General features: G+C 47.3%; 15 protein-coding genes and 1 pseudogene. 6 read left to right on the forward strand and 10 right to left on the reverse strand.

The genetic code is table 11. From position 1 onward, the window contains the following. The first annotated feature begins 13 nt into the window (after positions 1 to 13). Positions 14 to 1,318: a site-specific integrase gene (locus tag QLG08_RS05855; RefSeq protein ID WP_028723607.1), complete on the forward strand. Its 1,305-nt coding sequence runs from the start codon at positions 14 to 16 to the stop codon at positions 1,316 to 1,318. Positions 1,319 to 1,557: 239 nt separating this feature from the next. Here the strand turns inward: QLG08_RS05855 and QLG08_RS05860 are convergent, their stop codons facing one another. From QLG08_RS05860 to QLG08_RS05885, 6 genes are all read right to left on the reverse strand, one after another. Further along, a complete protein-coding gene (locus QLG08_RS05860) occupies positions 1,558 to 1,716 on the reverse strand; it encodes a hypothetical protein (protein WP_155301447.1) in 159 nt (52 codons plus the stop codon). Between the two features lie 478 nt (positions 1,717 to 2,194). Continuing rightward, positions 2,195 to 3,298, reverse strand: a complete 1,104-nt coding sequence (locus QLG08_RS05865; protein ID WP_028723605.1) for a nuclease — start codon at positions 3,296 to 3,298, stop codon at positions 2,195 to 2,197. A gap of 10 nt (positions 3,299 to 3,308) precedes the next feature. Beyond that, complete coding sequence (locus QLG08_RS05870) at positions 3,309 to 5,066, reverse strand: restriction endonuclease subunit S (RefSeq protein WP_028723604.1); 1,758 nt, start codon at positions 5,064 to 5,066, stop codon at positions 3,309 to 3,311. After that, positions 5,066 to 6,541: a type I restriction-modification system subunit M gene (locus QLG08_RS05875; protein WP_033778044.1), complete on the reverse strand. Its 1,476-nt coding sequence runs from the start codon at positions 6,539 to 6,541 to the stop codon at positions 5,066 to 5,068. The genes QLG08_RS05870 and QLG08_RS05875 overlap by 1 nt, the downstream gene beginning before the upstream one ends. 72 nt (positions 6,542 to 6,613) lie before the next feature. Further along, positions 6,614 to 9,046 carry a DEAD/DEAH box helicase family protein gene (locus QLG08_RS05880; RefSeq protein ID WP_282472836.1) on the reverse strand — a complete coding sequence of 811 codons (2,433 nt, stop codon included), beginning with the start codon at positions 9,044 to 9,046 and terminating at the stop codon, positions 6,614 to 6,616. Between the two features lie 159 nt (positions 9,047 to 9,205). Continuing rightward, positions 9,206 to 9,331: a hypothetical protein gene (locus QLG08_RS05885; protein WP_264272088.1), complete on the reverse strand. Its 126-nt coding sequence runs from the start codon at positions 9,329 to 9,331 to the stop codon at positions 9,206 to 9,208. 598 nt (positions 9,332 to 9,929) lie between these two features. Here QLG08_RS05885 and drt4 point away from each other — a divergent pair. Further along, positions 9,930 to 11,549, forward strand: a complete 1,620-nt coding sequence (drt4, locus tag QLG08_RS05890; RefSeq protein ID WP_282472837.1) for an antiviral reverse transcriptase Drt4 — start codon at positions 9,930 to 9,932, stop codon at positions 11,547 to 11,549. 111 nt (positions 11,550 to 11,660) lie between these two features. Here the strand turns inward: drt4 and QLG08_RS05895 are convergent. Next, positions 11,661 to 12,781 (reverse strand): annotated as a pseudogene (locus QLG08_RS05895) (IS3 family transposase). 302 nt (positions 12,782 to 13,083) lie between these two features. Here QLG08_RS05895 and QLG08_RS05900 point away from each other — a divergent pair. The 4 genes from QLG08_RS05900 (at position 13,084) to QLG08_RS05915 (ending at position 19,313) form a co-directional block, all read left to right on the forward strand. After that, positions 13,084 to 15,282 (forward strand): dynamin family protein, encoded by a 2,199-nt coding sequence (locus QLG08_RS05900; protein WP_028723598.1) that lies wholly within the window; start codon positions 13,084 to 13,086, stop codon positions 15,280 to 15,282. Further along, positions 15,282 to 16,988: a LeoA/HP0731 family dynamin-like GTPase gene (locus QLG08_RS05905; protein ID WP_028723597.1), complete on the forward strand. Its 1,707-nt coding sequence runs from the start codon at positions 15,282 to 15,284 to the stop codon at positions 16,986 to 16,988. Before QLG08_RS05900 ends, QLG08_RS05905 begins: the two co-directional genes overlap by 1 nt. Positions 16,989 to 17,003: 15 nt before the next feature. After that, complete coding sequence (locus tag QLG08_RS05910; protein WP_028723596.1) at positions 17,004 to 18,083, forward strand: PD-(D/E)XK nuclease family protein; 1,080 nt, start codon at positions 17,004 to 17,006, stop codon at positions 18,081 to 18,083. Between the two features lie 237 nt (positions 18,084 to 18,320). Beyond that, entirely contained in the window at positions 18,321 to 19,313 is a 993-nt protein-coding gene (locus QLG08_RS05915) for a hypothetical protein (protein WP_028723595.1), read from the forward strand. 718 nt (positions 19,314 to 20,031) lie between these two features. On the opposite strand, the gene QLG08_RS05920 is transcribed toward QLG08_RS05915, so the two are convergent. From QLG08_RS05920 to QLG08_RS05930, 3 genes are all read right to left on the reverse strand, one after another. Beyond that, positions 20,032 to 20,676 carry a hypothetical protein gene (locus QLG08_RS05920; RefSeq protein ID WP_155301446.1) on the reverse strand — a complete coding sequence of 215 codons (645 nt, stop codon included), beginning with the start codon at positions 20,674 to 20,676 and terminating at the stop codon, positions 20,032 to 20,034. 81 nt (positions 20,677 to 20,757) lie between these two features. Continuing rightward, on the reverse strand, positions 20,758 to 21,852 hold the full coding sequence (locus tag QLG08_RS05925) for an inovirus-type Gp2 protein (protein WP_282472838.1): 1,095 nt from the start codon (positions 21,850 to 21,852) through the stop codon (positions 20,758 to 20,760). A gap of 116 nt (positions 21,853 to 21,968) precedes the next feature. Then, positions 21,969 to 22,187 carry a helix-turn-helix domain-containing protein gene (locus tag QLG08_RS05930; protein ID WP_071994876.1) on the reverse strand — a complete coding sequence of 73 codons (219 nt, stop codon included), beginning with the start codon at positions 22,185 to 22,187 and terminating at the stop codon, positions 21,969 to 21,971. Positions 22,188 to 22,238: the final 51 nt, after the last annotated feature.

Consider the following 22,238-nt stretch of genomic DNA (forward strand, 5'->3'; position numbering starts at 1 on the left):
TAAGGACTCTCTTTTGGCAGACAATCTAACGGACTCAATGATGCGCGGCCTGAAAGCTCGCGACTCGGCTTATCAGGTATGGGACAAAAGTGGTGAACGCGGAGCCGGGCGTCTGGGCGTTAAAGTTGAGCCATCCGGGCAGCGGGTTTTCTACTATCGATACTACTGGGATGCTAAGCGCCACTTCATTCAGCTGGGTCGTTATCCTGAGATGTCTTTAGCCCAAGCTCGTCAGCTTGCTAAAGGTTATGCCGGTACGCTGAAGGAGGGGAAGAACCCTAAGGTCGAAAAGGCTGAACAGGAAATTGCACTGGAAAAGCAAAAACGTGCCGAACGGTTAAAGGGCAGTATCGAGCAGCTTATTCAGGGCTACACCAACAAAATGCGGGAAGATGGTAAGCGGACATGGCAGCAGGTGCTGTACCGCCTTGAGAAGGAAACCTATTCCTTTATTGCAAAAGATACGAAAGCTAACGAAGTCACACCGCTACATATCAAACAGATTCTGTCTGCCATAATTCAGCGCGGCGCGAGCGTTGAGGCTAACCGTGTCCGTTCTTATCTGATGGCAGCGTTCAACTATGGTCTTAAAGCGGATAATGATCCGGCCAACCACCAGCAGAACGTGATGTTTGGGCTTGAGATGAACCCGGTGAGCGTCATCCCTAAGCAGTCGGCTGCAGAGAAAGCGGGAACCAACTGGCTGAAGTTGAATGAGCTGCAACAGCTGATGGGTGACTTTCCCAAAACGCCAAGCGTTGGCAGCACGGTGAGCTTGCTGCTTAATTTATGTGTTTACGCTGGTGGTCAGCGCCCGCATGAACTGGCTTCCAGTCGGTGGGATGCCGTGAACTGGGAAGAGAAAACACTGTTGATAGTTGCTGACGTCTCAAAGAACAAGCGCGACCATTTGGTGCCATTAACGGATTCATCTATAGAAATTCTGGAAAGGCTGAAGAGCGAGAACGTTAATGATAGCCCGTATATTTTCCCGCAGCGATTGGATGTAGGTAAGCATCTACGAACTGACAGCTTTGCGCAGGCAATCATCTATTATCGTGAACATTTTCCTGACAATCCGGTGTTTGTTGCGAGGGATTTGCGGCGGACCTGCAAAACGCTGATGGGCGAAATCGGTGTCTCGAAAGAGTTACGCGACCGTATTCAAAACCATGCATTACAGGATGTCAGCTCGAAGCATTATGACCGTTATGATTATCTTGTAGAGAAAAGAAGGGCATTAGAACAGTGGGAAAACAGGGTCAATCATATTGAGCAGGCCACCAGCAACGTAGTGAATTTATTCCGGAGAGGATGAGAATTAGCTAAATATAGTCTCAATTCTTTGAAGAGCATTTACCAGCCTGGTTCGTCGGATAGCGTATTGTTGAATAGACTGGGCATTACCGATGAAGCAGAATTTGATGTGTTATCAGTTCACGCAGATACTGGTTTACAGTCTTTTTGACGGGCATAAAGCGTTTTAAAGGCTATTCAGGCCGAAATCACTGACAACTATATGCCGATGATACAGCTTGTTGACGATTTTTTGCCAAATTAGCGAGCTAAACCGATAGCTTTTGCTTTAGCTTGATACTGCTTAAGATTTTGCTCAATTTTCTGCACAGCTTCACCCGTTTCAATAGCCGTTGAGCTGGCAACGGAGCGGTAAATTTGTTGTTTGGTGATTTTGGCGCTGGTGGCTCGACTTTGCATTGTGAGGTCCTCATTGTGCTTATCGGGTTTGTAGTGGGTGGGAGATGAGCTTACAAGATGGTTTATCAGAGGGTGTTTGCCGGGAGGTAGCCCACCATTGAGGTGGGCTAATCTGCTTAATCCTGGTACCTGGCTCTTGCTCTCACTTCTTGCATGTTCATTCCGTGATGAAAACGCTGATGTCCACACATCCAGCATGAACAGAGGCATGGCGTATGATAAGCTTTACCGATATTGACGATAGTCGCGCCTTCAGGCCAGCTGTAAGCCGTATTATTATAGCGACCGCGTTTAGTTTTGAGCCTTTTCATATGATGGCGACGAAACGCTCGATTTCTTGTATGCATGGGTAATCCCCGAATATACCGTCGGGGCAGCCACACCTTCGTGTGACCGCCGGAACGGGTATTCGGAGTGGAGGATTTTACGCATTGTTATAATCCTTATTAAAATTCATTCGCCTGAATGCCGGAAAATTCTACTCGTTAGTATTCCAGTTTCTGAAGTGATTTTTCAATCTTTCAACAGTGTGTCGCCACTTTGGCGTTGTCGGTTTACAAACGGTATTTTGATTACCGAAGAATCCAAGTTCATTTACTGCATCCTGTTCACTACGGGTTTCAAGCCACTTCACTGAAACAAAATACTCAGATTTGTCGGGATCACCTGAGTTATCGCGATAAAGATTCCCGTGCTTAAGCACGTCCATCGCGAGTTTTTCGCCGGCCTCAGTATTGATTGTAAAGCTGCTGGCTGGCTCAACAGCACTTTGCACAATACCGACGCCTACATAACCTGTTTTTGGGAGGTTAACCCAGACGCGTTGACCGGGCTGAAGCTGTTTTAAGGTCTGGCTGTACCAGCTTCCGCCACCGGCACTGATAAACCCGTAACGGCGCGCCTCTTCCCAGTTACGACTATTTGAGTCACCGAACGAGACATAGAACTCTCCGTTCCAGGGTTCTTTTGATTGAGCACTCGTACCTGCCGTGGCCTGAGCAGCGTTAGTTTGTGTCTCGCTGGGATCGAGAAGCCAAGCGCGACTTAAAAACTGTTCATCCCCGTGCTGAAAGACTTTGAAGAACAGCACGTTAATAGAGATACCATTTTTGCTTAGATAGTCGACAATGCGTTCGGTGGACGGATCCAGTTCCGCCGCTACGATAATGATTTGATGCGACTGGTTAATAGACTCTTCTTCTAACTCAGTGTTGAAACGTTGCTTAAAGGCGTCACCCAGATTACCGCCGCCAGAGAATTTTTCATAAATTTGTGACAGGCGGTCTGCGGTTAAATCATCTACCCATGAAGCGTAATCCAGCGCCTGAGCGACTACCTCGCGCGGTGTGCGGTCGCGTTTCAGCTCTATCAGGATTAGCGAGGCATCAGGCGCTATTGCCAGCAGATCAATACGTCCCTTATCGAGCGTATTTTCCTGATGCCCGATAATCATCCACTGGTCTGAAAGAATGGTTGGATCGTTTAAAATCATTCTTTCCAGCAAACTCTCACTGGCCAGCTTGCTGATGGTCAGCGGCTGAGGTTTATCCCCCACCCGCCAGATAGCGTGATGAACCGGCATCGTCTGTTCCTTAGCTTAATGCTGCGTCAGTGAGTGCATCCGCCAGGTGGAGCTGGGTTTGCTGGGTGGATTGCAGGCAAGATTTGAGGTGATCGCAGATTGAAAAAAGATGTTCGACTTTTGAAACGATTCTGTGTTGCTCATTCTTAGGTGGCATAGGGAAAATAAAATTTGATATTTCCGAGAGGTATAAACAAGGTTGTGCTCCACCTCTTTTGTTTTCGTGAATTGCTTTTTGCAATAAAAATGAATCCATTGAGAATTTAAGATAGCTAGAGTCAAAGAGTAGGGGCTTTATAATTGCTACGCTTCTAACTAATGCAAAGTCAGCGTTGTTTTTTATCAAAGCACTGCGCCCGATTGTCCCTCCAACGGATACAATTAAAAGATCGCCAATTTCAGGGAGACATCTCTCTCTTGATTTTAGGTAATCCACTTCGGCAATATGGTCGCAATTATCATAATCAATATATCCATCACGAACATTTTTAGCTGATAATAGTTTATAGCCTTCATTGATTCGTGGTGGAGTTTTATGATCACCATCCGTTATTTTAGATGTAATTCTTTGTAACTTACACCACTCCCACCCCTCCGGCAACTCAAAAGGCTTTTCCTCGTCACTCACTGGTGGCAAAGGTTTTTGTTTTTTTATTTTACCTTCTTTCACCAGCTGCGCTTTTTCCTGCTCAATACGTTTAAGCAGTTCGGATGCGGGCTCATCACTCGGATCCTGCGGCACCAGTTTGCCCATAACCGCCAGTTGCAGAATGGTTTGCTTAAGAGCATCAATGCTGGCTTCGGTGGTAAACAGCGTGTCGAAATGCTGACTGATTCGCGCCCAGTTTTCAGCTAACTCTTCTGCGTTCTGGCTATTGGTGAGTGTCGCCAGTAACGCTTCAACCAGCTGGGAATGTGCGTCCAGACTGGTCAGAGATTGCTGTTCCAGTTGGTCGCAGAGGGACATGAGATCTTTAAGTTTGTCTACGATGCGAATTTGTTCAGCTATGGATGGGAAAGGAATTAGTAAGTTTGGAATGTCGCTTAGATTTAGTTTGTTTGTATGACTCCCACCAACTTTAATATTCTCTAATTGTGAAAGCATGCACGGGCTGTAAAATAACCTATGTAAATAAGTTGTGTTTACTAAAGTTGATACAGGTTTTATCAGGCCGACACTTACAAAAAGACTAAAAGGCCTGTTTGTATTTACAAGGGTTACTCTTCCTAATGTGCCAATTCTGCATATTAATAAATCCCTTTCCTCAGGGTTACATCTTGCATTTATTTCATCGTGTTGTTCTTGAGAGATATATTTACAATTATCGAAGGATATACTATCCCCATTGATATCTTTGACTGAAATAAATGCAACGCCATTATCAATATATTTTGGCGTATGATGAACTCCATCTGTGATTTTACTAGATAAGTCGCCTAATCTTACCCACTCCCAACCCACCGGTAATCCAAACGGCTTATCATCCTCATCGATTTCCGGCAAAGGCTTCTGTTTCTTAATCTTCCCCTGCTTCACCAGCTCGGCTTTTTCATCGGCAATCCGTTTCAGCAACTCAGATGCCGGTTCATCATTCGGATCCTGCGGCACCAGTTTGCCGCGCACCGCCAGCTCCAGAATCAACTCACGCAGCTTTTTAATGCCATAAAGGTCAATCTTGCCGTTGCTGCCGCGTCCCGCCGTTGAACGTGTCTGCAAGGCAGAAGTCCAGGTATCGATATGTTGGGTGATCAGTTGTTCAAAAGACATCAGTTGACCTCCTTGCCCGCAAGCGCGGCACCGAGGATATCGCGTAGCTGGTGGCGCAGCTGGTTGATTTCGGTTTGCTGCTGCCGATACTGCGCCAGCAGCTTATCGGGATCATGGCTGACTGCTTCTGCCTGATGTGGATTCTTAATATCAAGGTTGAATTTACGTGCAATAACATCTTCAATGCTGACTTTCCAGGCGTGTTCGTTTTCAACACGGCTGGCAAAGCCGTCCGCTTCATCGCCCCACCAGTCAATTTCTGCCTGAAATTCTTCAAACTTCATCGGACGAGTTTTGCTGTAGTTTTTCACGCCTTCAGGATAGGGATGTTCATAGAACCAGATATCCTGTGTCGGCTGGCCTTTGGTGAAAAATAGCAGGTTAGTTTTGATGCCGGTATAGGGATTAAACACGCCATTCGGCAGACGTACGATGGTGTGCAGGTTGCACTCTTCTGTCAGCAGCTTTTTGATTTTGGTTTTAACACCTTCACCAAATAGCGTGCCATCCGGAAGAACGACAGCGGCGCGTCCTTTATCCGCCAGCACTTCCACAATCAACTGCAGGAAGAGGTCTGCAGTTTCGCGCGTTTGCATTTCAGAGGGGAAGTTTTTCTCGATGCCATCTTCTTCGGTGCCGCCAAATGGCGGGTTGGTAACAATCACATCGAACTGCTCATCCCATGAAGATAGTGGTTTGCTTAACGTATTGTCATGGCGAATCTGTACCGGAACTTCAATACCGTGTAGCAGCATATTGGTAGTACAAAGCAGGTGCGGGAGCTGCTTTTTCTCTACACCATGAATCTGCTTCTGTAGCGTTTGATGATCATCGGTGCTGTGAACGTAGTTGGCTTTAATATGGTCAACCGTGCAAGCCAGAAATCCGCCAGTGCCGCAGGCAGGGTCAATCACGCGCTCGCCCAGTCTGGGGTCGATACGGTTAACCATAAAGCGGGTAACGGCGCGTGGTGTATAAAACTCACCAGCGTTACCGGCGCTTTGCAGATCGCGCAGAATCTGTTCGTAGATATCGCCAAACAGATGGCGTTCGTTGCTGTCGCCGAAATTGATCTCATTCAGTTTGTTGATCACCTGACGCAGCAGCGTGCCGTTTTTCATATAGTTATAGGCATCGCTGAAAGCTTCCCGCACCACAAATCCACGAGGATTTTTATCACGAGGTGCAGGCAGGTTTTTCAGGGCAGGGAAGAGATCGTCATTGACGAACTCAAGCAGCGCGTCGCCCGTTATGCCTTCTGCATCAGCCGCCCAGTTGCGCCACAGATAACGTGCGGGAACCGGCAGACGATATTCTTCTGCATCCATTATGGCTTCCAGCTCTTCTTCCTGAGTGTCGAAAATTCTCAAAAACAACAGCCATGAAAGCTGACCCAGACGTTGCGCATCGCCGTCCACACCGGCGTCTTTACGCATAATGTCCTGTAAGGATTTGATAACTGAACTGATAGACATGTTTGTTGCAATTTCCGTAATAAAAAAGTCTGCCACCGAGCGGTCGCTACGGTGACAGACATTGGAAGGGAATCAGGCCGAGCGAGGAGGGAGTTCGTAGATTTCGTTTTCCAGTTCACTCACGGCACTCATGTAGCTTTCCTTGTCACCAAAGTTCTTTTTGATGATCTCCAAAGGGCGGCCCATGGTATCAAAAGGTCGCAGCTTCAGTACCTGAATATCTTCGATTTCCTTTACGCCCGCATCGGCGTATTTATCGAGCAGGTTGCTCAAGACGGTCTGAGCCGACTCAGAGTATTTGGTGAAGTAGTTACGCTTACGCACGTTATCGGCGCGTTCACGGCGGGTGAGCGGCGGCTGGCCGTACACGACATGGCAAAGCATATCGAAGGGATCCAGCTCTTTGCCCACCTCTTCCGTCAGCACATCCCAGATAATGCCCTGCTGTTCCAGCTCTTCGATAATGGCCTGTTTACGTTCAGCACTTTGCCAGCGCTGAACAAAATCGTTTAAGGATGCATACTCTTTCATCAGCGTACGACGGGTGTAATCCTGAAATGATTCGGTAACCAGCTTACCGTCAGCGTCATAATACTGAACGCGTTTAGATAACACGTTAACAGCAACGCCTTTAACGTAAAACTTCCTGCGTCGTTCTTCGTCTGTTTCAGGTAGTGCGCCATCAGGTTCGGGTTCTGTTGGAGCACCCGAGGGATAATCCGGCGATGGTTCTTCTGCATGGCCTGTTTGGCCATCTTCACCCGATGCATTATCTTCCAGTTGCTCATCAAAATCTGACTCTGGATCGGCGACCTCATCTTTTGTGGTGTTTATGACTTTCACCGGCAAGCCATCAAAGCGTTCATCTGCAAACAGTTCGGTGGCTTTTCGGAAATCCAGAATGGTGAACCACAACTTGTTGTAGCGTTCATCAATACGCGTGCCACGTCCGATGATCTGCTTAAATTTGGTCATCGACTGGATGTTTTGTTCAAGCACAACCAGCTTACAGGTTTTGGCATCTACACCCGTAGTCATCAGTTCTGATGTGACGGTGATAACCGGGTAGGGCTTCTTCGGATTGATAAAGTTATCCAGCTGGTTTTTCCCCTCGGTCTCATCACCTGTAATACGCATAATGTATTTATCATTTTCTTTCATTTGCGCTGCGTTGAGATTCACCAAGGCACGCCGCATCCGCTCTGCGTGAGGGATGTCATTACAGAAGACGATGGTTTTATCCATGGGGTTGGTTCGCTTGAGGTAATCCGTAATGGTTTCTGCCACCAGCTGAGTACGTTCATCAATGACTAAGTTGCGATCAAAATCTTTTTGGTTGTAGATGCGATCTTCGATCAGCTCACCATTTTTATCGACTTCCCCTTTCGCTGGACGCCATCCTTGCAGGTCAACATTGATATCAACGCGTACCACTTTATAAGGTGCCAGGAATCCATCCTCAATGCCCTGTTTAAGAGAATAGGTATAGACCGGCTCACCGAAATAGTCCGTATTTGAGACCTCATGAGTCTCTTTCGGCGTCGCTGTTAAACCGACCTGAGTCGCACTACTAAAATATTCCAAGATCTCGCGCCAGGCGCTGTCTTCAGCGGCGCTGCCGCGATGGCATTCGTCAATGATGATCAGGTCGAAGAAGTCACGCGCAACCTGCTTATACGCCTTTTCATGCTCTTCGGTTCCTGTCATCGCCTGATACAGCGCCAGATGGATTTCGTAAGCGGGATCGACAGTGCGGCCAGTGATTTTGGTCATTGCCTGACCAAAAGGCTGGAAATCATTGGTGCGGGTTTGATCAACAAGAATGTTGCGATCGGCAAGGAACAGAATGCGTTCCTTATGCCTGCCTTTCCACAACCGCCAGATAATCTGGAAAGCGGTATAGGTTTTGCCGGTGCCGGTTGCCATCACTAATAAGATACGGTTCTGGCCTGATGAGATAGCCTCAAGCGTTTTATTGATTGCCTGAAGCTGATAATAACGCGGCGATTTACCGGAGCCGTCTTCATAGTAGTCCTGCGTAATCACAGGCAGTTGTGCGGCGGTATAGCCTTTCCAGAGACAGAGCTTCTCCCATAACTCAGCAGGCGTTGGGAACTCTTCAAGTGTAATTTCTCGTTCCAGCTGATCAGGGTTCGTTTTGTCGTGAAATACGAAGCCATCACCATTGGAGGCAAAGACGAAAGGAACCTCTAACAAGGCGGCATAACCCAATCCCTGCTGCATCCCTTTTCCAATTTCATGCTTGTTTGCTTTCGCTTCAATGACGGCCAGCGGTAAGCCAGGCTTATGGTAGAGCACTATATCTGCTGATTTCACTTTCTGACGGGATGCCAGTTTACCCCGCACAACTACCTTGCCATCACGTAACTTCACCTCCTGGCGAATTTGCGTCATGTCATCCCATCCGGCCTTCTTGACCGCAGGCAGAATAAATTTAGTTACGATGTCGGTTTCAGTCAGTTGAGCTTTGTTCACGCCAGCCATAGCATTTCCGGTCAGATAACAGTGAAGGAAGATGGACCGATTTTTGCACAAATAAAGAGCTTCGTTAATGTCTTTAGACAACAAAATCAGCGCGGTGAGATCTTTAACCTTGCTAAGTCAAATATGCAGCTTGGTGCTTTTTGTTAAACCCGTAGCGATTCAGATGTCATACATGGAATCACCTTGCTTATACCTGTCCCAGATAATCGCTTTCTGTTCTGGCGTGTAGTTAATCGGCTGATGCACTATAACGGCCACCGGATAGGGCATATCGCAGTTTTTCATCACCTTCAGGCCCAGCGCGGGTAAGATGCGGGCCAGTGGCCGCGCGTGGCGGCGGCCGCAGACGCTGAACCGCTATGGCTCTGTCAGCAGGCTTTCAAACCGGCAGAACATTCCCGTTTGAGATTCAGCAATCACAACTTCCCGGCTCTCACGCCGGGTTTTTAATTCCCTCTGGCTGGCCTTAATTTGCGTGAGTGCATGCCTATGCTGCATGAAAACGCACGAATAAATGCACCCTGATTTTATGTGTTCAGGCCAGAAGCGACACGGTCTAGGGTCATTCATGCACCTGCATGAAAACCACCCGATAAAGCGGGCAGGCGTGGCGGGGGGACGAGCGCGCACGAAAGGGGTTAATAGAAATTGATTTAACAGCCGAGAATAGAACTCTTGAAAAGTATTGAACTCATTAAACGAAAAGATTTCATTTTTTTAGGTGCTTACCCACAGCAAGATCAGGAACTTTTTATTTACTTTATGAAAAAGTGATTGCAATATCAATGTAAGGTTGTATATAAAAAAGTTAGTTATAGAGAATCATTCTCAACCAGTAATTGGATTATCGATAGTTTTTCTTCAAAATTTCATTGGAGTTGTAATGTTCTATCTTGATGATAAAAGACATTTGTATGAGGCTCTCTTAAGGCATAATTATTTTCCTAATCAGAAGGGTTCAACTGGAGAAATACCACCATGTTTCTCATCAAGAACATTTACACCAGAAATTGCAGAGTTGATTGTTTCAAATAAGCCACCTAGGAGAAAACTGCAAGGGTATGATTGCGTTGAGTATTATTCAACGAGATATAATAACTTCCCGCGCACATTATCTTTAATTCATCCAAGAGCTTATTCTAACTTAGCAAAGCATATTCATGATAACTGGGATGATATTAAATTCATTAAAGAAAATGAATTTAGCATGATTAAACCAGACATTCATGCTGATGGTCGATTGATCATAATGAATTATGAAGATGCTGAAACTAAGACAGTAAGGGAGCTGAATGACGGCTTTGGTAGGAGGTTTAAGGTTAATGCAGATATATCTGGCTGTTTCACTAACATTTATTCTCATTCGATTCCGTGGGCAGTATTGGGGACTAATGCAGCTAAATTGGCCCTGAATAATACTCCTAAAAATTCTGAGAAGCATTGGAGTGATCAGCTCGATTATTTCCAACGGCAGGCTAAAAGGAATGAGACCCATGGTATTCCAATCGGACCCGCAACCTCAAGTATCGTTTGCGAAATAATACTCAGTGCCGTAGATAAGTCTTTAGGTGAAAAAGGCTTCATTTTTAGGCGGTATATTGATGACTACACCTGCTACTGTAAAACTCATGATGAGGCAAAAGAGTTTCTACACAGGCTTGGAGTCGAGCTTTCAAAATACAAGCTTTCATTAAATTTGCACAAAACAAAAATCACATCATTGCCTGGGACATTAAATGATGATTGGGTTTCTTCGGTAAATGTTAACTCCCCAACAAAAAAAAGATTTAAAGATAAGGAGCTTAATTTTCTTAGTTCATCTGAAATAATTAATTTCTTGGATTATGCAGTGCAGTTAAATCGTCAGAGTGGTGGTGGGAGTATACTAAAGTATGCTATATCATTAATAATCTATCATGTAGACGAATTCAATGTATCCAAGCTGTATGATTATCTGATCAATTTGAGCTGGCATTATCCTATTTTAATCCCTTATCTCGGAGTGATAAGTGAGCATGTTTATCTTGATGATGGCGATGAATATAAGATAAAATTCAATGAGATAATTAAAATGTGCGCCGAGAATAAATACTCTGATGGTATGGCGTGGATGTTGTTTTTTTGTATCACGTATGATGTTGGCGTAAATGATGATGTCATAGAAGAAATCTTTAAAGTAGGTGATTGCCTAAGTATTTGTATCTTAGACTCTACTGGTTCTTATGAGCATAAAGTCAGTGAATTCGTTCAATCTATATTGGATCTAGACTATGAATATGATATTGACCGATATTGGTTATTGTTCTATCAAAGATTTTTGAAAAATAGGGGTGAAAATCCGTACGATGACCCATGCTTCGATATTATGAAACAATATGGTGTGGATTTTATGCCAGGGGATAATTATAAGACTAAGTCAGAAGCATATTGCTCAGTAGTAAACAATCCATTTAGAGATGATGGAGATAGTATAATCAGCTTTAAAGATTATATCGCAAGATAAATATTAGCCCTCATTTTAGAGGGCTAAATAATCTGCATGCCGTTGTGACTTCTCACGTCTTTTTTCAAGATAATTGGCTTGGTGACCTGCCTCCAGTATTAGATACAACCCTCAGTTAGTAATGTCGGTTGATTTTTCTTCATGTTTCCCGTTTCGCCAGTATGCTGCAAATTCAAGCGGCGTCTGGTAATTCAGCGATGAATGAGGTCTGGATTCGTTATAGTCCTGCCGCCAGTCATTAATGATTCTCCGGGCATGAAGAATATCGCTGAACCAGTGCTCATTCAGGCATTCATCCCGAATGCGTCCGTTAAAACTCTCAATAAATCCGTTCTGTGTTGGCTTACCCGGCTGGAAAAGTCGCAGTTCTACGCCATGCTCAAAAGCCCACTGATCGAGCGCACGGCAGGTAAATTCCGGGCTCTGATCGGTTCTTATCGTTGCCGAATAGCCACGAAACAGCGCGATGTCGTCCAGAATACGCGTGACCTGCACGCCTGAAATCCCGAAGGCAACAGTGACCGTCAGGCATTCCTTTGTGAAGTCATCGACGCAGGTAAGGCACTTGATCCTGCGACCAGTAGCCAGCGCATCCATGACGAAATCCATCGACCAGGTCATGTTGGGCGCCGCCGGGCGGAGCAGTGGCAGACGCTCTGTTGCCAGCCCTTTACGACGACGTCTGCGTTTAACGCCCAGCCCGTTCAGATGATAAAGGCGGTACACGCGCTTGTGATTAACCAGAAGCCCTTCACGGCGCAGCAACTGCCATATGCGGCGGTAGCCAAAACGCCTGCGCTCCAGTGCCAGTTCAGTAATGCGCCCTGATAAATGGGCATCAGCCGCCGGACGCTGAGCGTCATAGCGGCAGGTCGACAGGGACAAACCTGTGAGTCTGCAGGCACGACGTTGCGACAGACCGGTCGCATCACACATCAACACCACGACTTCGTGCTTCTGGTCTGTCGTCAGTACTTTCGCCCAAGAGCCACCTGAAGCGCCTCCTTATCCAGCATGGCCTCGGCGAGCAGCTTCTTGAGTCTGGCGTTCTCTTCCTCAAGTGACTTCAGGCGCTTAACCTCAGGCACCTCCATCCCGCCATACTTCTTACGTCAGGTATAAAACGTGGCGTCGGAAATGGCGTGCTTACGGCAGAGTTCCCGGGCAGAAACGCCGGCTTCAGCCTCGCGGAGAATACTGATGATCTGTTCGTCGAAAAAACGCTTCTTCATGGGGATGTCCTCATGTGGCTTATGAAGACATTACTAACATCGCGGTGTATTAATCAACGGGGAGCAGGTCATCATTTCTCTTGCCCGATTAAATGACTTTTTGCCTCGTTTTCATTAAAGGAATTTCTCATTCTGCCGATTCAACGATGAGTGCTGTGTATATGATCGGCGCGCCTGAACCAGTCAACAACTTTAGGCTCTGGGTGACGCGGAGGGCTGCGGTTAGAAGTTTTACCTGAGCGGTTACTGCCCGCGCTGCGTATTACAGCCGCGCCAAATGGATCAATTCAAAAGGATGCTGCATGTCTGTTGCCAGTGAGACCTCTACGCAGGTCTATAAAAAAATCTCGCAGGAAGTAGAACGAATTCTCGACAACCTGACCCTGCCTGTAAACGACCCTGCCTTACAGAAAGCCAACAGCAATGCCCGCCTTCAACTTGAGAGTTTCCAGACGCGCCTGAACGAGGCAATTGACAGCCTGCGTTCTAATGCTGAATGGGAGACGTTTACCATCGCCTTTTACGGGGAGACGAATGCGGGAAAATCAACGGTCATTGAGGCACTGCGCATCCTGCTCCAAGAGAATACAAAGCTCACCCGGCAGGCAGCGTTTCGCCAGTTTCAGCAGCAACACGATCTCTCACCAGAGGCGCTTGAAAACGCTGATCGGGCTTTAAAAGAAAACGAAGCATTAGCAGCCTCTCTAAGTCAGGCCCTGGCGGAGGTGCGAGGCCGCTACTCAGATCGCGAAGCTGAACTCGATAAAGAATTGTCGCGGCTGAGTACGTTGATTGAGGATCAGAAGACGCGCTGGTCAGCAATACGCCGGCTACTGGCTCTTTGGATCTTATCTCAAGAACAAAAGCAGTGGCGTCAGGTGAAACAGAAGCAGCAGGCATTAGAGGCAGAAATTCATCAGGAAACACAATCGTTTGCCGTGCAGAAAGCGGACTGTGATGCACAACGGCAGACGATGCTGAAGCAGCGCGCGCGGATGGATGAAAAGTTTGCCGAACTGAACGCACTGGCGGACGGTGAAATCATCGGCACGGGTATGTCCGATTTCACCTTGGACGCCACTCTCTATCCTTTTGAGTCGTGCGGTCAGCGCTTTGCCCTGCTGGACGTACCCGGTATTGAAGGTAAGGAGAGCAAGGTGCGCGAGCAGATACAGCGCGCGGTCGAGAAAGCGCACGCCGTTTTTTATGTCACCAGTAAAGCCACGGCGCCGCAGAAAGGTGATGAGGATAATCCCGGCACACTGGAGAAAATCAGGTCACATCTCAATGCGCAGACTGAAGTCTGGACGTTGTTCAATAAGCGTGTAACGAATGCTATGGCGCTTGGAAGACCCCTCGTTAATGAGGATGAAGCGCACAGTATTCAGGATCTGGACGACAAAATGCGCGAGCAGTTGGGTAAAAACTATCGTCAAACGCTGGTTGTCAGCGCCATGCCTGCTTTTCTCAGTCTGGCCGAACACCTGGTCCCCGGTGGGCCCAACGCGAAGAGTCGCGATAAGTTCCTGAAAGCCTTTACCCCGGAAGAATTGCTCGAAAAAACGGGCGTTTCAGCGCTTGCGCGCGTACTGACACAACAGCTTGTCGCCGACAGCAAGTCAAAAATTGCCCAATCGAACATACAGAAAACCCGCGTTGTGCTGGATGACATTGCCGCACAGGTGAGCGTGCTGCAGTCAGACACCTACGCAAAACTTGTCTGGCAGCTTAATGAGGACAAAAACAGCGCACACAAGCAGCTTGATCACGCACTGAAATCACTGCGCCAGCGTCTGATTGACCGCGCGGAGGAGAGCGTTAGTCGTTTCCGCAATCATGCGCGCGAGCGTATCTATAAAGTGATTGACGGTGATATCAGTAACGATCGCTTTAAAAGTGAGCTGGAGGCCATGATTAGCCTAGAGCACGCTTCGCTTGAAAAGTCTCTTCCAGGGATACTTAAAGCCGAACTTGAGCGCTTTCAGTCAGAGATCAGTGACATTGTTGCGCAGTTTCAGCAGCACGCTCGCGGGATCCTCAATACCTTTTCACGCCTCCAGACGCACAGATTCAGCAGTAATATTCCCCTCACGATTGATATCGATAACGGCATCAACGTCACGGGACTTCTGGCGACACTCGCGGGCGGCGCGCTACTTTTCTGGAACCCCGCCGGGTGGCTTGTCCTCGGCCCGGCGCTGGCGAATCTGGCATTTGCGGCCTACAAAGCCCTGCGCAGCATGATCAGCTCCAGTTACAAAATGTCTCAGCAGAAGCAGTCCGCTGACAAAAATCTCAGCAACGTGGCTGCCCACATGAACGACGCCATTGTCGACGGCATTCAAAAAGCCTTCCCGGAGCTGCAAGAGAAAATCGCTGAGATTAAAGACATGCTGGAGGAGCCTGTGAAACAGGTTTCGGGCATCAATGAGATCCTGATCCAGGCCGCGGCCGGATTACGCCTTTTATCCACTGAAATTGATTTTTCTGGAGCGAAGTAATGGAAAAAACGCTGGATGTTTTTAAAGCGCAGCAGTCCCGCAATGTTCACATTCTGGATGAACTCACCGCCTTTCTTGAGCAGGGTGAGAAGGTCGGCGTCCCGGTCGATGTGCAGCTCATCAATAAAATTGAAGCGGCCAAAGAGAATGCCGCGAACGGGAAATTAAAAATCGCGCTGATTGGAGGGTTCTCCGAAGGGAAAACCTCAATAGCTGCCGCCTGGATGGGGCGTCTCGATAAAGCGAGCATGAATATCAGCCATCAGGAATCTTCCAACGAAGTCAAAGTGTACGACGTGGGATCGGACTTTGTCCTGATTGACACGCCCGGGTTGTTTGGCTTCAAAGAACAGTTCAACGAAGACACCCGGGCTGTCGAAAAATACAAGGACATGACCAAAAAGTACATCAGTGAGGCGCATTTGATCCTCTATGTCATGAACTCCACCAATCCGATAAAAGAGAGCCATAAGGCCGACCTTGAATGGCTCTTCCGTACCCTGAACCTGCTTGAACGTACGGTGTTCGTTCTCAGCCGCTTCGATGAAGTAGCGGACGTGGAGGATGAGGACGATTACGCCGCCAACGTAGAGGTGAAGCGCCAGAACGTGCGTGCGCGTTTGGACGACCTGATCGCGCTCACTTCCCTGGAACATGATGCGCTAAATATTGTCGCCGTCGCGGCTAACCCTTTTGATATGGGGACCGAATACTGGCTGGATAACCCGGAAAAATTCCGTGCGCTGTCTCATATCAGTGAACTGCAGGACGCGACGAGCGACAAGATAGAAAAAAGCGGGGGAGCACTGGCGCTGAGTGAAGAAACGAAAAAGAGTGTTATCAGGGATATCCTGACCCGGAAGCTGCCGGAAGCCATCGCGAATGATGTGCGTATCCGACAGGAAGTAGAAGATCTCTCATCCATTCATGTCCGGCTCAGCAAAGAGCTGCTGACCATGCAGCGCGATATCGCGGAAGCGCGCATCAGTCTCAATAACTTTGTACTCGACTACTTTAAAGATTTGATACTTCGCGCCCGGGGCCTAAGTCTCGAAACCTATATGGAGTTTTTCGAGAGCGAAATCGGTGAGCAAGGCATCATCATTGATACCCGCCTGGACAACGAGTTCGCCCGCCGCGTGCAGTCCGTAAACAATGCCATCCAGAAGATGCATCTGGGCTACAGCGCTGAAATCAATCACTACAACGGCAATATGGCGGCGATGGGCAAGCAGGGTCTGAATTATGTCGTTAAGAGCAACTTAATTAACAGTGCAACCGTGATTGCCGCTCGTGATGGGGTGGTGTCCGTTGGTAAAATGGCCGGGTTAGAACTGGGAAAATTGCTGAAGTTTAAACCTTGGGGAGCCATTAAATTTGCTAAAGGCCTGAACGGGGCGCTGGTGTTCGCCGGCGTGGCGCTGGAATTGTGGGATACCTACAGCCAGGCAAAGCGTGAGGCGGAGTTCAAAAAAATGATCGACTCCATGATTTCGAACTTTAACCAGCAACGCGATGGATTAATTAGTGTGCTGGGAGGAAGTGAATTCGCACGCGATTATTTTACAGGTTTCGCACTGATGCAGGATGAAATGGCGAGCCTTGAACGCGCAATGCAGGCGATTCAGGAGCAACAGTCACTCTTTGCCCGCTGGCGTGCGGATGCGGAAGCGATTGATGCGGAATACACGCGCGTGAACGACTAAGCTTCGGGAGAAAAAATGGACATTTTAGCGCTGGAAGCGTTGCTGAATCAGATGAAAAGCCTTCCCCAGCCACGTAAAACGGAAGCGAATATTTTTTCCTCAGGTGCCCGCGGGCACTATGAAAATCCTGTCAGCGATGTGCTTGCCTTCTTTCTCGATCCTGACGGTGGTCACGGGCTGGGGCCACTGGCGGCAGAGGCGCTGTTCAGCTGCATGGGGCTGGCAAACACGTTCAACGCCCAACTGTCCGCACCGCCTCAGCGTGAAGTCAGCACTGGAAGAGGGAACCGGATCGACATCCTGCTTGAGGGTGAAGACTGGGTAATGATCATCGAGAACAAGGTCTGGCATCTGCAGAATAATCCCTTTGATGATTACCTCACGTGCCTTCAACAGGAAGCGTATCAGGGCAAAACGCCCCTTTGCGTGGTGTTATCACCCAACGGTTGTGCGCCTGAGGGCTGGGTTGGGGTCAGTTACCGGCAGCTTACCGGTGCATTGTCTTCGCGGATCGGGGAAGCCTATATGGCTTCATCATTAAACAAATGGCTGGTCATACTGCGTGAGTATGTCCTGCATCTGGAGTTACTTGTGAGCCACCCTGCTGTTACAACTGAAACCGAAGCGTTTGTTCTGACTAATCTCCATCGCATTGCAGAAATAGAAGAGCTCAAGAAAACCGTCATTAAAACGTTGTCCGGAGAATGCCAGCGTTACCTTACTGAACATTTCAGCGACAAGGGCTATGAGATCAAAGCCCGTCTGACTAACTGGTCTGGCTTTCCGGTACTGCGCTTTAAATGTTCCCACTGGTTCTCACCTTCAGATGTGGTTCTGTATCTGAACGGAACGGTGGATGAATGGTTTGAAGTGATCACTTACGCCTGCGATCTTGAAAATGAGCAGATGCGTGAAAGAGCGATCGCGATGCTCAACATCGAGGGAAGTGAGGAAGAGTATGAGGAAGAAGCCAACGGAAGAATTTTGGGTTTCTTTTCCTGCCATGTCCCGCAGGAAACCCCTAAATCTGAATTGCTTTCGGATCTGGCAAAGCGGATGACGTTACTGGATAACTTTGAGCGTGAGCTCCGCTGAGCTCTGTGGGACGGCAACCCGGCCCATTTTACGCTGGGTTTAAGAGGCAGCGCATGAATAACAGCGCGGCACCGGCTCAGCGTGGATTACGTTGCTTTGCGATGTTACTGACGTTGCAAAACTGAATTGGGCACGAGCGATTGTGACGTGCCTTGCCCGGATACGTTTTCAAATGATGCCTTGAAGATGGCAAAGAGCTTATTACATTAATTTTTAAATGTCTTACATGGAGAATGTATGGGGTTGTTCACTTTAGAAGAGCAGGAGTTTCGGGCAGTGTCGAAAACGACGTTTGCGCGCGAATCCATTCTTGAACGCAGAGATATCCAGTCGGCCTTAGCCAGAAAGATAAGCCATTTCGTTCCTGACTGCATGGTCATTCAGGAAGAGTTTAATAACTGGGAGGACAGTCAGCGCAGGATCGATTTGCTCTGCATCGATAAAAATTTCAATCTGGTCGTCATTGAGCTCAAACGTGATGAGCAGGGCGCCCATATGGAGCTTCAGGCAGTAAGGTATGCTGCTATGGTTTCGCAAATGACGTTTCATGAAGCTGCTGAGTGCTATCAAAAATATCTCGATAAAGAAGGTGTCGAAAAAAATGCAGAGAATGAAATCCTCAATTTCTGTGAGAGAGAAGAAAGCGAAATTGCTGATTTTAATACGCAGGTGCGGATTGTTTTAATATCAGCTGATTTCTCTAAAGAGGTCACAAACACAGTCCTGTGGCTTAACAATAATGGTCTTAATATCAGCTGTTTCAGGCTAAGTCCATATCTTCATCTCGACAAACTGCTGGTGAATTTTGAACAAATAATCCCGTTGCCAGAGGCAAAAGATTTTCTTGTTCGACAAAAGCGCAAAGAAATAGAAGCCATGAAGGCAAATGAAAATGCTGAGAAAGATTATTCTAAATTTGTTTTTAGAGGCGCGACATATAACAAGCGTAACTTGGCTTTTGAGCTTATAAGCGACTGGATAGCGGAGAATGAACCGGAGAATATAAACTCTGTTATATCGATCTTTGGAAAGGATGTTCATCGCAGTCTTATAAAGTTGGAATCAGACGTCACTCTGTCACGACGAAAGCGTTTTCATGAGGCGCCCATTGAGCTCATCTCTGGTGAGACGGTGCTGATTACCAACCAATGGAGTATCGGCTCTATTCAGCGGCTGATTACAACGTTTGAAAATCTTGGTTATAAAATAACCGCACAACGTCCTGAATGAGGCTAATGAGGGCAAAGAGCAAGATCTTGCATCAGAAATACCAGCTTATTTAACCGTCTTGCTGGTTGAGGTGTGCATGTCCTGCTTTCAAAACTAACGTGCTAAGCCGATAGCAGTGCACGCTTCTTGCCCTCGACTTTAGCCGATTAGGCATAAAAAGCGCCCATAAGCCAGCCGTAGAGTTGGCGATAACCTGCGCTACGACTCGGCAGTCGTCTGGATTACTCGTGGCGATTCAGAAAACATAAATTAAGTCACACTGAGAAAATCTTAAAAACAATAAGCCGAACGTCCGACTTTGGCACAAAGCGGACTTGCAACAGGGTACACCTTCTGAGAGCGCATAGTGGAAATTTGCAAGGAATCACTGACATCATAAAGTTTTAATCAACGGGCAGTAGGTCTGTGAGCTTCGCCTAAGAGTTTTCCTCAATCAGCAGCTTACTGCCTTATGCAGACGCACAGTCGCATGCAAAGCCGGGCATTTCATCATCAAGCGCCTGTAGTGCTAACTGCCGCTGATTTTCAGAGCGGTTCACTAAGTTAAAACACAAGGTGTGTCTCTTTCCCACTCCAGTCAAGACATGCTTGTTTTATATACAAAAAATGATTGTAGGCTTTCAAATTTTGATCATTGCGTTGTTTACCGTTTGACGGTTTTGATCATTATCCAGTGATCAGAGTTCATGATCATATTCTTCAGCGATGTCTTGAAAAATCATATCCAGGGCTTAATCACCATTGGGTCAAAAAGCCCAATGGGAAAGTTAAACAGATACTGGCGGGCAGTGGTGACGTTCAAACCGTAGAAATCTGCATATTCTCTGACGTTACAATGCCTCAGCCACGCATCACTGTAATAGTTATCAAAATGCTGAGCCCAGATATTACTCATTGGCTGTCGCGACAACTGACGATACGCTGTGCGTTGAGGAAGCTGATGCTCAGAAATGTATTCCTGAACCGTAAGTCGCTGTTGCTGGTGGAACTGCCGACGATGATAAACCCAAAACAGCACACGGATCGCTGCACCTCCGCATTTATGCAGATTGCTGTACATCACACGTTTGGGAAGCTTATGCACTTCTGCATATTGCTGCTGCGTTATGCCATTCATAATCGCTTCACGACGATAATTTTGTTTGTGGTAAGCCCACTGGATGCGCCACGTATCGCTCCAGAAGTTGTAGTCCTTGTAATGCACGTCGAACTCTATGGCAGGCTGCAGGAAACGCGCAAACAACTCATCCAGCGTTGCAGGCAGAGCATGCAGATGCTGCTTTCTTTGCAGCCGCTGTTCATCAGTCAGCGGCACAATTTCATAACCGGTTAGCCAATCAATGCCGCCTACATAAGTCTTCATCTTACGATTAAGTGAGTGGGGCAGCGAAATTTTAGCGTTTCTGCTTGTTTTGTTTTCCATCGTTATCAACTTTCAAAATATTTACAGCCAGCACGCTAACAACCATGGATTAACCAGATTAGCCGGGTAGTTACACAAATAGCGGCTTGCGGTGGACGGATTAAGGTAATACCAGCAGCAATACTGTGAAACGCTGATATTGCATGGCCAGTAATAGCGGTAGTAGCGCTCAAAATGACGGTGCCAGTGAGGGCTCAGTTTAATGCCAGCCACGACGCTATGACCGTCAGGCAGGCGACGATTAAGCATGCTAAAACGCTGCAGCGCTCGTCTAAGCGCCTTCATTGGCAGTGAGGCAGCCTTATCCAATTGTTGGCTATCTGACAAAGTTAGTGCCGTAAGCTTACCAGCAGAGTGCTCTACGGGAGTGAAAAGCGAATCCAGCTTTCCGGGAAGAGGGCAATGCGCTTGTGCCCGATCAAAATGGGCAATCTGAGTACGTAATCGTGCAGTTTTAGTATGTTTTTCTTTTTTCAAATACGGGTAATGCCGGGTTCCGGAACGCGCGATGTCTTTAGCAATTCCTTCCTTAGAGTGCCGCTTAGCAAAGTAACTCACCCGCAGTAACAATGCGGTCATAGCCTCAGCATTGTTCTTTCGAATTAAGTAGTAACCATGCTTTGGAAACCAGACCGTTCCGCCCGTTGCTATTTTCCAGCGGCTCTCCACCAGGTTGTTAATTTTAAGAGGATGACGCACGTAGTTGCTATCAACCATCAACAGGTAATGATAATGCTGTGCTGGTGCCTGATTCTGTTCTCTTACCCAAAATACCCGAGCAAAGCTTTTGGGATACTCCTTCCTTAAAGCAGGAATCAATAGCTGATGAAAGCGGGTAATAACGCGGTTGTCAGCCGTGTATTGAGGCAGATGAAAATCATAACGGATTGCCAGAAAGCGAGAGCAACTGGCATAAGTTCTATCAACTGCCTTGAACAGAGAATTCATGATCTTCACATCCTGCTGACTCTCTTCAGGCATGACTGGCCAGAGGACATCGTCATACAGAAACTCGCCTTTAGCCCGGATATCCGGATAAACCGTACTGCGCGTAATATTATTAATTACCGGCTCCTGATGGGCTGAATCCAGACTGCGAATTTTACTGTTTATCATAGGGTTACGGATGTATCAGTATCACGGATTGATAACGATTTGATGCGCTTGTTGTTTCAAATGGTTGCATCAGCAGATAAAAAGAAAGGCTGGAAATTCCAGCCTTGCTTAGAGGTTTAGCAGCAGTTATCGAGCCACTGTTGATACTGTGTGACTGTCCAGCCCATAGTTCTGCCTGCACGTTTTTTTGGCGCAGGAAACTCACCGCTGATTACCCAGCGGTAAAGGGTGGTTCGGCTGCAATTCAGGAGATCAAGCATCTCACATATACGGATCAGACGTTGAGGGCCCGGAAGGTGACTGACAGTCGTTGATAAAGAATTGATATGTTTCATATTAAATTTCTCGGTAGCGAATCAATATGAAACGTATCTTAAAAACCGAGA

The organism is Pantoea sp. V106_11, from assembly GCF_029967885.1.
Classification (GTDB): domain Bacteria; phylum Pseudomonadota; class Gammaproteobacteria; order Enterobacterales; family Enterobacteriaceae; genus Pantoea; species Pantoea ananatis.